Genomic DNA, 12,002 nt, shown 5'->3' on the forward strand with positions numbered 1-12,002 from the left:
GGCAGGCAGGCGAGTTGATCGGTGAGCCAGGACATGAGAAACACCGCGGCCACGGGGCGCGCCATTGTGCGGCGCGGCCGGCGGCGAGACCAGCACCGGCCTGCCGGCGCGGCGCCGACCGACCGGCGCGCGGGCGCCTGCTAGACTGCCCACCCGTCCGCACCACCCGCCCCGCCGATGAATCCGCTGCGCATCGCCACCCGCCAGAGCCCGCTTGCCCTGTGGCAGGCCCGGCACGTGGCGGACCTGCTGACCGCCCGCCACCGCGGCCTGCGCGTGGAGCTGGTCCAGATGGTGACCGAGGGCGACCGCATCCTCGATCGGGCGCTCAACAGCGCCGGCGGCAAAGGCCTGTTCATCAAGGAACTCGAGCAGGGCCTCGCCGACGGCCGGGCGGATCTGGCCGTGCACTCCATGAAGGACGTGCCGGCCGAGCCGCCGACGGGCTTCGTGCTGGCGGCCTTCTGCGCCGCCGCCGACCCGCGCGATGCGCTGGTATCGCCCGTCGCCGACCGTATCGAGGCGCTGCCGCCGGGCGCCCGCATCGGCACCGCCAGCCTGCGCCGCGGCTGCCAGCTACTGGCGCTGCGGCCGGATCTCGAGCTGGTGATGACCCGCGGCAACGTGCACACGCGTCTGGCCAAGCTCGACCGCGGCGACTGCGACGCGCTGCTGCTGGCGGCAGCCGGCCTCGACCGGCTGGGCCTGGCCGGACGCATCGCCGCGCGGCTCTCCATCGAGCAGATGCTGCCGGCGGTGACCCAGGGCGTGCTCGGGCTCGAATGCCGCGCCGGCGACGAGGCCGTGCTGGCGCTGCTGGCGCCCCTGCAGGAGCCTGACACGGCGCTTCGCGTGCGGGCCGAGCGCGCGTTCGCGGCGCGACTTGGCGGCGGCTGTCATACGCCGCTCGCCGCGCATGCGGTGCTGAATGGCACGCGCTTGCACCTGACGGGGCTGGTCGGCAGCCCGGACGGGCGGCGCGTGTTGCGCCAGTCGCTCACCGGCCCGGCCGAAGCGCCCGAGGCGCTGGGTCTTGCGCTCGCCGAGCAGCTGATCGCGCAGGGCGCCGCCCACATCCTGGCCGACCATGGCTGAAGCGGCGGCGCCCGGCGTGCTGGTGACGCGGCCCGCCGAGCAGGCGGCCGCGCTGTGCCGGCTGCTCGAAGCGTCGGGCTTCTCGCCGCTGCTGCTGCCGACGCTCGCCATCGAGCCGCTCGACCTTGCAACCCCCACCGCCACGCTGCGCACCGCATTACCGTGCGAGCTCGCCATCTTCATCAGCGCCAATGCCGTGCGCCATGCGTTGCCGGTGATCGCCGCCGCCGGCGGCCTGCCGGACCACTGCGCACTGGCGGCAGTGGGTGCGGCGAGCGCCGCCGCACTCAACGCGGCCGGTTTCAGGGACGTCGTGGTGCCGCAGACGCGCTTCGACAGCGAGGGCCTGCTCGCGCTGCCCGACCTGCGGGCCGTGGCCGGCCGGCGGGTGGTGATCTTCCGCGGCGAGGAAGGCCGCCGCCTGCTTGCGCAAACGCTCGCCGCGCGCGGCGCCGAGGTGCACGAGGTGGTGTGCTACCGGCGGCGTACGGCGGTCGATCAGGCACCGCGCCTCGCCGCCTGGCTCGCCGCCGGGGCGATCGCGGCGCTCACCGCCACCAGCCGCGCCGGCTACCAGGCGCTGCTGGAGCTGGCCGGCCCACGGGCCGCGGCAGTCGCCGAGTTGCCGCTGGCCGTGCTCGCGCCGGCGCTCGGCGCATACGCCCGCGCCCGCGGCCAGCGCGGCCCGGTCGTCAGCGCCGAACACGCCAGCGATGAGGCGCTCGCCGCCGCCGTGCGGCAACTCCTGGCCCGGCCGCGAAACCACCCTTGCTAGCATGTCGCCCATGGTCTGGACACCCCGCGTCACCGTTGCCGCCGTCGTCGAACGCGATGGCCGTTTCCTGCTGGTCGAAGAACTCGCCGACGGCCGGCTGGTGCTCAATCAACCCGCCGGCCACCTCGAGCACGGTGAGAGCCTGCAGGACGCCTGCCGGCGCGAAACGCTGGAGGAAACCGGCTGGCAGGTGCAGCCCGACGCCGTGGTGGGCCTGTATCGGCGCATCGAGCCCAGCACCGGCATCACCACGCTGCGCGTGTGTTTCAGCGCCCACGCGCTCGCGCACGATCCGGCCCGGCCGCTCGACGAGGGCATCGTGCGCGCGCTGTGGCTGACGCGCGAGGAACTCGCCGCCTGCGCCGAGCGCCACCGCACCGAGCTGGTGCTGCGCTGCCTCGACGACTACCTCGCCGGCGCCCGCTATCCGCTCGCGCTGCTGGCGCACGCCTGATGGACGCGCCGTACGGCCTGCCCGTGCCGCCGCCGGCGCGGGTGGTGGTGGGCCTGTCGGGCGGCGTCGATTCGGCCGTGACGGCACTGCTGTTGCAGCGCGCCGGGTATGAGGTGATCGGCCTTTTCATGAAGAACTGGGAAGACGACGACACCTTCGGCGACTGCCCGGCGGCGGCCGACATCGCCGACGTGCAGGCCATCGCCGCGCGGCTCGACATCCCGGTGCAGGTGGTGAACTTCGCCGCCGAGTATCGCGAGCAGGTGTTCGCGCACTTTCTGGCCGAATACCGGCGCGGACGCACGCCGAACCCGGACGTGCTGTGCAACCGGCAGATCAAGTTTGGCGTGTTCCGCGAGCATGCCCTGCGCCTGGGCGCGCAGGCCATCGCCACCGGTCATTACGCCGCGCTGCGCCGCACGGGCGGCGTCGTCGAGCTGCTGTGCCCGGCCGACGAGGACAAGGACCAGACCTATTTTTTGCACGCGCTGACGCAAACGCAGCTCGCGCCGGCCGGCTTTGCGCTGGCCGATCTCACCAAACGCCAGGTGCGCGCACTCGCCGCGCAAGCGGGCCTCATGGTCGCGCACAAAAAGGACTCGACCGGCATCTGCTTCATCGGCGAGCGGCCGTTTCGGGAGTTTTTGAGCCGCTATCTGGTCGCCGAGCCCGGTGACATCGTGGACGCGCAAGGCCGGGTCATTGGCCGGCACGTCGGCCTGCCCCACTACACGCTGGGTCAGCGCCAGGGACTTGGCATCGGCGGCGGCCACGGCGCGAGCGGCGCGGCCTGGTACGTGGCCGGCAAGGACACCGCGCGCAACGCGCTGATCGTGGTGCAGGGCCACGACCATCCACTGCTGCTGAGCAGCGGGCTCGAGTCCGAGCCCGCCACCTGGATTGCCGGCACTGCGCCGGCCAGGCGCTTTGCCTGCACCGCCAAGACGCGCTACCGCCAGCGCGCCGAGGCCTGCGAGGTGACGGTGACCGACGATGGCCGCTGCCAGGTGCGCTTCAGCCGCCCGCAGCGCGCCGTCACGCCCGGTCAGTCGGTGGTGTTCTACCGGGACGGGCTGTGTCTGGGCGGGGCGGTGATCGACACCACCGCCCCGCTTACCGAGGCCACTTCACGACAGCTGACCAGCGCCTGAAGGCGATCGTCACCAGCCGCCGCTGCGGCCCAGATCCTCGTGGATGACGAAACGCTCCGGCGGGAAGGTTTTGGTGACGATGGGCGAGTTGAAGCGCTCCACCGGCGCCGAGGCTTCCACGAAGGCGAACGCGAGGTTCAGCAGGTTCTGCTCGGCCGCGGGCAGCGCGCCCAGCGGGAACTGGTTCAGGTGCTGGATCATGGCGTCGAAGCGCGGCAGGACGGCATCGTAGAAGGCGCGGATGCGCCCCATGTCGGCGCTGATGCGGGCACGGTTGCGCGCCGCCTCGGTGTCGTGCAGCCAGTAGTCGCAAAACGGTTCCAGATCGGCGAATGCGGGGGGGAGGCGATTGCTCATGATCGGTACTCGTGGGCGGTAAGGATTACGGACGGCGGCCGTGGACCCATTCGTCGGCCACCCAGTACTGATGGCGCATGGCGATCTCGGTGTCGCCGATGGTCTGCTCGGTGATCACGCCGGAGTCGAACGCCTTTTGCGAGTACTCCATGGTGCTCATGTCCTCGTACACCGTGTCGCGCAGCACGATGCGCGTGAACTCCTGCGCCAGCCGGTCGCCGGCGTCGGCGGCCTGCATCTGGTAGATGTTCATGTTCCAGATGGTGTCGTTCACCGACACCGGCCAGAAGTTGTAGGTGAAGTACCAGCCCCGGCCGAGATCGCAAAAGAAATTCGGGAAGAACACGTTGATGTCGAACCACCACGAATCGTCCCCGGATGGGTTCAGGCCCCGGCTTTCGCCCTCGTCGGCCTTCACGAAGCCGAAGTGGCCATACTTGTAGGCGATGGCCTCGGCCGGCGTCGGCTGGATGTCGGTTTTCAGCCAGCACGACACCGACCGGTGCGGGCCGTAGAAGCGCACCGAGGTCGGCAGCGCCAGCTCGATGTCACCGGCGCCCGGGATGGCGTGCCGGTGCAGGTAGGTGGCGTGGTAGGCCTCCTGGAAGGCGTCGATGCACAGCTTCCAGTTGGCGTTCACCCGCGCCGTGTAGTGCGCGATGTGCTGGCACTGGTCGAACGGAAAGCCGTCCATGTCCTTCGCGAGCTGGCCCATGAACTCGGCCAGCGACTGCTCGGGCTTGGGACTCCAGTGCACGAAGATGAAGCCATTCCACGTGTCGCAGGCCAGCGCCTTCAGGCCCAGCTTGCCCTTGTCGAGCCCCGGAAACGCCTCGATCGCCGGCACCGCCTGCAAGCTGCCGTCGAGCCCAAACCCCCAGCCGTGGAACTCGCAGGTGAAGCCGCGCGCGTTGCCGCAGGCCTCGGTCGCCAGCGCCATGCCGCGGTGGGTGCACATGTTGTGGAAAGCGCGGATCACGCCGTCCTTGCCGCGCACCACCACGATGTTGCTCTTGAACACGTGCATCTCACGCGTGAAGTAATCGCCCGGATTGGGGATTTCCTCCACCCGGCCAACCTCGAGCCAGGCCTGCTTGAAAATCTGCTCGCGCTCGCGCTCGAAGTATTCGGCCGAGGTCACGGATTCGGCCGGGATCGGCCCGGTACCCATGTCCGGCACCGGCGTGCCGAATTTCATGGCGTGGCGCGGGCTGAAGGGAAAGCGGACCGGCGACTGTGGGGCGTTCATGGCGACTCCTCCTGAGCGGGCCGACGCGGCCCGGAAAAAAACCCTTCGCGGGCTGTGACGGAAGCGGTTTCTGCAACGCCTCCCAGCCGGGGCATCCGACCCCGGACGGCGGCGCCGAATCGATCGACGCCGCCGCAGGCAACCGAACGACCGGTTGCCTTGCGGGCATTTAAGAAGGATCACGGGCAAGGGCCTTGATGGCCGTCAAGAAGGCGGGCGGGCCACGCCGCCTGCCTGGTCGCGCAGAACGCCGGCTATTTCGACGTCTTACTTTGACCTCAGGCCGCCGTCCACGCGCAGCAGCGTGCCGGTGATGTAGCGCGCCTCGTCGGAGGCCAGAAACAGCACCGCGTCGGCGACTTCTTCCGGCTCGGCCCAACGGCCCAGTGGCGTCGCCTGACTGATGAAACCCGACACCGCCGGATCGTTCACGTACGCCGCCGTCATGCCGGTCTTCACGCCGCCCGGCGCCACCCCGTTGACGCGCACGCCGCGCGCGGCGGCTTCCACGGCGATCTGGTTGATCAGACCGGCGGTGGCGTACTTGGAAGCCGTGTAGGCGGCCCCGCCGCCGTTGGCGCCCAGGCTGGCGATGGACGCGGTCATCACGATGTTGCCGCCGGTCTTTTCGAGCTCCGGGAACACCGCCTGACAGGTGAGGAAATAACCTTTCACGTTGACCGCCATCACCCGCTCGAACAACGCCTCGTCGATGTCCATGAAGGGCAAAAAGCCGTCGAACACGCCGGCGTTGATGAACGCCACGTCCAGCCGGCCGTGCGCCGCCAGCGCGGCGGCGACCAGCGCCTGCACGCTGGCTTTTTGGGTGGTGTCGACCGCGGTGAACGCGGCCTTGTGGCCTTGGGCCCGGATATCGGCCGCCACCGCTGCACCGCGGGCAGCGTCCAGATCGCCGATCATCACCGCCGCACCCTGCGCCGCGAAGCCGCGCGCCGCCGCCGCGCCAATCCCGGACCCGCCGCCGGTCACCAGCACCGACTTGCCATCGAACCGCGCCATGTTTTTTCTCCATCGAGCCGTGGCAACAGCGCCACCGCCGGGACGATAGCCCACCGCGCAGGACCGCGAAACACGCGTTGGCGGCCACCGCGCCCACCCACCGCCTGCCGCCGCTGGACCACATCCGCCGGCCGCTTGCAGCGCCGGCGCCGGCTGGCACCGAATCGGCCGGTGGAATCAGAGTTTGTGAAGAAATGCGCGCGCTGCGCATTTCTTGCGTCGCCCGTCCGGTACATGCCCGGACGGGCTCCCGCGAATCAAGCCCTTGCGGGCTCGCTTCGCGTCCGGCCATCCCTGGCCGGGCTGAGAGCTTGAAACATTCACAAGCTCTCAGGGTTTGTGAAGAAATGCGCGCGCTGCGCATTTCTTGCGTCGCCCGTCCGGTACACGCCCGGACGGGCTCACGCGGGTGTGCCTGCAGCGCCGGCCGCCGGCGCGTCGGCGCGCAGGCCGGCGGTCAGCTCCCGCAGCGCCGCCTCGTCCAAGGTCTCGCGCTTGAGCAGCTCGCGCGCGCCGCGTTCGAGCACGTCACGGTGACGCGCCAGCAGCTCGACGGTGCGCGCGAACGCGCCCATGACGATGTCGTGCACCGCCCGGTCGATGCGCTCCTGGGTGGCCGGAGCGACCGCGCAACCGCCGCTGCTGTAGCCGGGCACGTCCAAAAATTGCGCGCGCTGCGGCTCGAAGGCGATGTAGCCCAGCTCGTCCACCATGCCGTAGCGGGTGACCATGTCGCGCGCGATGTCGGTCACCTTGGCCAGGTCGTCGGCGGCGCCGGTGGACAGCTGGTCGAACACCAGTTTTTCCGCCGCCCGGCCGCCCAGCAGCACCATGATCTTGTGCTCGAGCTCCTGGCGCGTCATCAGGAAGCGGTCTTCGGTGGGCCGCTGGATGGTGTAGCCGAGCGCGCCGATGCCGCGCGGAATGATCGACACCTTGTGCACCGGGTCGGCGCCCGGCAGGGACAGCGCCACCAGCGCATGACCCATCTCGTGGAAGGCGACCACCTCGCGCTCGCGCGGGTTCAGCACGCGGTTTTTCTTTTCGAGGCCGGCGACGATGCGCTCCACGGCGGCGGTGAAATCGGCCAGCGTCACCTCATCGGCGCCGCGGCGGGTGGCCACCAGCGCCGCCTCGTTGCACAGATTGGCCAGATCGGCGCCCGAGAAGCCGGTGGTCAGCGCCGCCACCTGGTCGAGATCGACGTCCGGCGCCAGGCGAATCTTGCGCGTGTGCACGCGCAGAATCTGCACCCGCCCGGCTTTGTCCGGCCGGTCGACCAGCACCTGACGGTCGAAACGGCCGGCGCGCAGCAGCGCCGGGTCGAGGATTTCCGGCCGGTTGGTGGCGGCCAGGATCACCAGCCCGCTGGAGCTGTCGAAGCCGTCCATTTCGACCAGCAGCTGATTGAGGGTCTGCTCGCGCTCGTCGTGGCCACCGACCGGCCCGGCCACGCCACGCGCCCGGCCGAGCGCGTCCAGCTCGTCGATGAAGATAATGGCCGGCGCCTTGCCGCGCGCCTGCTCGAACAGGTCGCGCACACGCGCCGCGCCGACACCGACGAACATCTCCACGAACTCGCTGCCGCTGATGCTGAAAAACGGCACCTTGGCCTCGCCGGCCACCGCCTTGGCCAGCAGCGTCTTGCCGGTACCGGGCGGGCCCACCAGCAGCACGCCCTTGGGCATGCGCGCCCCCAGGCGGCCGTAGTCGGCCGGATTTTTGAGGAAATTGACGATTTCCTGCAGCTCGGCCTTGGCCTCGTCCACACCGGCCACGTCGGCGAAGGTGACGCCGGTGTCTTTCTCGACATACACCTTGGCGCGGCTCTTGCCGACGTTCATGAACCCGCCCAGGCCCTGCTTTTCGGCCAGGCGGCGGAAGAAAAAGAACCACACGCCGAAGAACAGCGCCGTCGGCACCACCCAGGACAGAATGTCGCGCAGCAGGGTGTTCTCCACCACCCGGCTGTAGCGCACGCCGTACTTGGCCAGCTCACGCGCCAGGTCCGGCTCGACCCGGGCGGCGACCAGATAGCTGCGCCCGTCCGGCCGCGGTGCCTTCAGCCGCCCGGTGACGGTGGTGTCGCTGACCACCACCTCGGCCACCTCGCCGGCCTCGAGTGCCTCGACGAATTCGCTGTACGGCACTTCCTCGACACTGCGCGCGGTGTGCCAGGCGGTCTGAAACCACAGCAGTGCGAACAGCGCCAACATCCAGTAGATGACGTTCCAGCGCGCTTGACGGTCGTCCTGCATCCCCATCCCCACTCCCGCGTTCCAATCGATATCAATCGAGCCGCCGCCCGGCGCCGATAGGGAAACGCTGATTTATTCAGCGTTTCCCGTCCGGGGCAGAATGCCCTGGCATGAATCAAGGGCGTAAGTCCTTGATTCATGGAGCGCGGCGCGGGCGTGTACCGCGCCGCGGCGAGCTGAAAAATTCCACGGACGGAATTTTTCAGCATTTCCATAGCGGCGCGAATCGATGCCACAAGCCACCGATTCAGCCAGCACCGCGCGCGGCGGTACCGCGCGGCAACGCGCTGAAAAATTCCGCGCAGGGAATTTTTCGCCTGCAATCTGGGGTCGCCGCCGGCGTGCGCCAAGACCGCGCCGCGCGGCGACACCGTCACTGCTCGTCGACGACGTACGGGTGCTGCGTCCTGCCATAGCGACCGATGATGGCGGCCACGTACTGGCGGGTCTCGGCATACGGCGGCAAGCCGCCGTAACGCGTCACCGCGCCCTCGCCGGCGTTGTAACCGGCCAGCGCCAGGCGCACATCACCGCGGAACTGGCCGAGCAGCCAGCGCAGATAGGCCATGCCGCCGCGCAGGTTCTGCTCGGCATCCCAGGTGTTTTGCACGCCAAAGCGCTGCGCCGTGGCCGGGATGAGCTGCATCAGGCCCTGCGCGTTCTTGGACGAGCGGGCATCGGTCCGAAACGCCGACTCGGCCGCCACCACCTGCTTGACCAGCGCCGGGTCGAGCGCGTACTGCGGCGCGAGGCGTTCGATCAGCCGCTCGACCGCCTGGCGGCCGGGACCGATCAAGGCGGGCCGGCCGGCCCGGGCGGATATGATCACGGTCGGCCCCTGGTACTTGCGCGGGCCGCGCCGGGCGGCGTAGTTGGCGGGCACGTAGCCGGGCTCGTTCAGCGCCCGATCGCTGAACACCGTGTTTCCGCCCGGGGTGCGGTAAATGAACAGCTCCGCCTGCGCCTGGCAGGCGAACAGTCCCAGCATGATCAACCACCAACGCCGCATACGACCCGTCACCGCCTCCCCGGTTTCGCCCCGCGTGACCGGGTCAAGCATAACCGCGCCGCGCCGATAACGCGGCGACCGTACCATCGACCAAGCCCGACAGCTGAGCGACGGCCATGACCGAACCCGAAACGCCGCCCTGCGACGACCCGCGTGCCGCGCTGCGCCTGCGGGGCGCCGAAGACTGCGCGGCGATGGCGCTGCGCCTGCTGCAGTCGGCGCGCGAGCGGGTGCGCATCCTGCCGCAGTACGCCGACCTCGGCTACCTGGGCAGCGCGGCCGTCATCGACGCCCTGCGCGCACTGCTGCTTCGCAGTCGCCGGGCCCGGCTGGACATCCTGCTGCCGGCCGATGTGGCCCGCGACGAGCGCGGCCGGCCGCTGTGGACGCTGGCGCAGCGCCTGACCAGCGCCGTGGCGGTGCGCCGCCTGGCCGGGCAGGATGCCGGGCTGGACGAGGCCTGGCTCACCGTCGACGAGCGCGGCTACCTGCACCGGCCGCAGGCCGCGCGCCTCGAGGCCCTGGCCAGCCTCGAGCAGCCGGCGCAGGCGCGCGAGCTCGATCGGCGTTTTGCCGCCCTGTGGCAGGCCAGCGAAGCCGAGCCGGAGCTGCGCCGGCTGGACGCATGACCGCGGCACCGGTGAAGGCAATGCCGAAACGTGCCGTCCCCGGCATCTGTCGGCGCGTCGCGGCAAGGGTCGCGCCCGTGCTGCTGACCGCGCTGCTGGCAGCGCCCGGCGCGCTGGCCCGGCCCGAGATCACCACCATCACCCTGCAGCGGCGGCCGGCGGCGGAGGTGGCTCAGGTGCTGCGCCCGCTGCTGGCGCCGCACGAGAGCATCAGCGCCGACGGCCAGACGCTGATCCTGAACGTGGAGCCGGCCCGCCTGGAGCAGCTGCGCGCCAGCGTGGCGACGCTCGACCGCGCGCCGCGCCGGCTGCGCATCACCGTGCGCCAGCAGCTTGTCACCGAAGAGCACCTGGGCACCGGCGCGGGCGACGGCTCGCGCGTCATCGTCGGCCTGCCGGATGCCGGCAGCGGCGCCGAGGTCCGCTACCGCGGCATCGGCGTGTACGGCGCCGACCCGCAGGGCCGCCAACGCGATCACACCGAACAGACCGTGCTGGCGCTCGAGGGCCAGCCGGCACACATCGCCATCGGCCTGGTGGCACCCTTCGACAGCGTCTGCGAGGACGCCTACGGTGGCCGCCAGCCGTGCACCGAATACCGCGAGGTCAGCACCGGCTTCGAGGTGCTGGCGCGACTCGACGCCGACGGCGTCACGCTCGACGTCGCCCCGCAGGCGCAGCAGCTCGCGCAGGGCGATGTGACGGCGTTTCAGGTGGCTCAGACGCAGCTGCGCGGCCCGCTCGGGCAGTGGCTGGAGCTGGCCGGCGAGCTCGCCACCACGGGCGAAAGCCGCCCCGACATGCTAGCGTCTACCGCCCGCAGCGCCCGCAGCGCGCGCCGCATCGCCATCAAAGTCGATCTCGTTCCGTGAACCGTACGCATCTGTTGCCGCTGGTCCTGCTGCTGCTCGCTGGCGTCGCCCGGGCCGACATCTACCGCTGGACCGACGCCGAGGGCCGCGTCCACTACGGCGACCGGCCGCCGGCCAGCGGCGCCGAGAAAATCGTCGAGCCACCGCCGCCGAGCCCGCTGTCGCCGGACGAGGTCAACGCCCAACTCGAAGCCATCCGCGCCAAGCGGCAGGCCGCCGCCGAGGAAGCCGCCCGGGCCCGGGAGGAAAAAGCCAAGGCCGAGGCCGAGCGCAAACAGCGCGCCCAGGAATGCGCCGCCGCCCAGCGCCAGCTCGACGCCATGCGCTCGGCGCAGCGCATTCGCGACGCCGACGGCCACTGGTACACCGGCGACGAGCGCATCCAGAAAGAGCGCGAGCTGGAAGCGGCCATCCGCAAGCGCTGCGGCGGCATCGCCGGGCAATGAGCACGCCCTGGCGGGCGCTGCTGGCGCTGATTGGCGATCTGCTGCGCCTGCGCCGCGGGCCGCAGGACGTGCCCTACTCCCCCACCGTGCTGCTGCTCGCCCTGCTGCCTTACGCGCTGCTCGGCAGTGCGCTGGCGGCCTTCGTCATGCCTGCGCAGCAGGCGCTGTGTTACGGCCCGGCCGAAACCGCCCTGCTGGCCGCGCTGGTCTATGCGGCGCTGGCGCTGCGCCGCCGCCCGGCGCGGTATGTGCAAACACTGACCGCCTTGCTGCTGGTCGGGGTCGCCTTCAACGCGCTGTCGCTGCCGCTCACCGCGCTGGCGCAACAAGAAAACGGCCTCGGCTTGCTCATCCTGCTGCTGGTCGGCTGGAGCTTTGCGGTGTCGGTGCACATCCTGCGCCAGGCGCTCGACATCCCCGTGCCGGCCAGCGTGCTGGTCAACATCGGCTTTTTTCTGGTGGCCTATTACGGCCTCGGGTCATTGTTCGGACTGCTCTGATGCACCTGCACATCCTTGGAATCGGCGGCACTTTCATGGGGGGGCTGGCGCAGCTCGCGACCGCGCTCGGCCACCGCGTGAGCGGCTGCGACGCCGGCGTTTACTCGCCGATGCGCGAGCAGTTGGAGCAAGCCGGCATCGCCTGGCAGGAAGGTTACGACCCGGCGCAGCTCGCAACGCCACCGGA

At 70.5% G+C, this 12,002-nt stretch carries 13 protein-coding genes and 1 pseudogene; 9 read left to right on the forward strand and 5 right to left on the reverse strand.

Annotated features, from left to right (window positions below; genetic code table 11):
• Window positions 1-177 precede the first annotated feature (177 nt).
• Genes hemC through mnmA form a run of 4 tightly spaced genes read left to right on the forward strand, consistent with a single transcriptional unit; the run spans window position 178 to window position 3,475 of the window.
• A complete protein-coding gene (gene hemC, locus PHC73_RS06160) occupies window positions 178-1,095 on the forward strand; it encodes a hydroxymethylbilane synthase (RefSeq protein WP_300125742.1) in 918 nt (305 codons plus the stop codon).
• The gene (locus PHC73_RS06165; RefSeq protein WP_300125745.1) at window positions 1,088-1,870 is read left to right on the forward strand and encodes a uroporphyrinogen-III synthase; all 783 of its coding nucleotides are present in this window, start codon (window positions 1,088-1,090) and stop codon (window positions 1,868-1,870) included. Before hemC ends, PHC73_RS06165 begins: the two co-directional genes overlap by 8 nt.
• Before the next feature lie 10 nt (window positions 1,871-1,880).
• Window positions 1,881-2,324 carry an NUDIX hydrolase gene (locus PHC73_RS06170; protein WP_300125748.1) on the forward strand — a complete coding sequence of 148 codons (444 nt, stop codon included), beginning with the start codon at window positions 1,881-1,883 and terminating at the stop codon, window positions 2,322-2,324.
• Window positions 2,324-3,475: a tRNA 2-thiouridine(34) synthase MnmA gene (gene mnmA / locus PHC73_RS06175; protein ID WP_300125750.1), complete on the forward strand. Its 1,152-nt coding sequence runs from the start codon at window positions 2,324-2,326 to the stop codon at window positions 3,473-3,475. The genes PHC73_RS06170 and mnmA overlap by 1 nt, the downstream gene beginning before the upstream one ends.
• A 9-nt stretch (window positions 3,476-3,484) precedes the next feature.
• Here the strand turns inward: mnmA and PHC73_RS06180 are convergent, their stop codons facing one another.
• The 5 genes and pseudogenes from PHC73_RS06180 to PHC73_RS13930 form a co-directional block, all read right to left on the reverse strand.
• A complete protein-coding gene (locus PHC73_RS06180; protein ID WP_300125753.1) occupies window positions 3,485-3,832 on the reverse strand; it encodes a hypothetical protein in 348 nt (115 codons plus the stop codon).
• Between the two features lie 25 nt (window positions 3,833-3,857).
• Window positions 3,858-5,081, reverse strand: coding sequence for an aromatic ring-hydroxylating dioxygenase subunit alpha (locus tag PHC73_RS06185; protein WP_300125755.1), 1,224 nt, complete (start codon window positions 5,079-5,081; stop codon window positions 3,858-3,860).
• Window positions 5,082-5,348: 267 nt separating this feature from the next.
• The gene (locus tag PHC73_RS06190) at window positions 5,349-6,101 is read right to left on the reverse strand and encodes a glucose 1-dehydrogenase (RefSeq protein WP_300125758.1); all 753 of its coding nucleotides are present in this window, start codon (window positions 6,099-6,101) and stop codon (window positions 5,349-5,351) included.
• A gap of 401 nt (window positions 6,102-6,502) precedes the next feature.
• The gene (gene ftsH / locus PHC73_RS06195; RefSeq protein ID WP_366949816.1) at window positions 6,503-8,365 is read right to left on the reverse strand and encodes an ATP-dependent zinc metalloprotease FtsH; all 1,863 of its coding nucleotides are present in this window, start codon (window positions 8,363-8,365) and stop codon (window positions 6,503-6,505) included.
• A 367-nt stretch (window positions 8,366-8,732) separates the two neighbouring features.
• Window positions 8,733-9,122, reverse strand: a pseudogene (locus tag PHC73_RS13930) (lytic transglycosylase domain-containing protein); the annotation flags it as partial.
• Window positions 9,123-9,484: 362 nt separating this feature from the next.
• On the opposite strand from PHC73_RS13930, the gene PHC73_RS06205 reads away from it, so the two are divergent.
• From PHC73_RS06205 to PHC73_RS06225, 5 genes are all read left to right on the forward strand, one after another.
• The gene (locus tag PHC73_RS06205; RefSeq protein ID WP_300125763.1) at window positions 9,485-9,997 is read left to right on the forward strand and encodes a hypothetical protein; all 513 of its coding nucleotides are present in this window, start codon (window positions 9,485-9,487) and stop codon (window positions 9,995-9,997) included.
• Between the two features lie 77 nt (window positions 9,998-10,074).
• Window positions 10,075-10,869: a hypothetical protein gene (locus tag PHC73_RS06210; protein WP_300125766.1), complete on the forward strand. Its 795-nt coding sequence runs from the start codon at window positions 10,075-10,077 to the stop codon at window positions 10,867-10,869.
• A complete protein-coding gene (locus tag PHC73_RS06215; RefSeq protein WP_300125769.1) occupies window positions 10,866-11,315 on the forward strand; it encodes a DUF4124 domain-containing protein in 450 nt (149 codons plus the stop codon). Before PHC73_RS06210 ends, PHC73_RS06215 begins: the two co-directional genes overlap by 4 nt.
• Entirely contained in the window at window positions 11,312-11,815 is a 504-nt protein-coding gene (locus tag PHC73_RS06220; RefSeq protein ID WP_300125771.1) for a hypothetical protein, read from the forward strand. Before PHC73_RS06215 ends, PHC73_RS06220 begins: the two co-directional genes overlap by 4 nt.
• On the forward strand, window positions 11,815-12,002 hold a 188-nt coding region (locus PHC73_RS06225), incomplete at its 3' end, for a Mur ligase domain-containing protein (RefSeq protein ID WP_300125773.1). The genes PHC73_RS06220 and PHC73_RS06225, both read left to right, overlap by 1 nt.

It is taken from the genome of Immundisolibacter sp. (genome assembly GCF_028696615.1).
Lineage (GTDB): Bacteria > Pseudomonadota > Gammaproteobacteria > Immundisolibacterales > Immundisolibacteraceae > Immundisolibacter.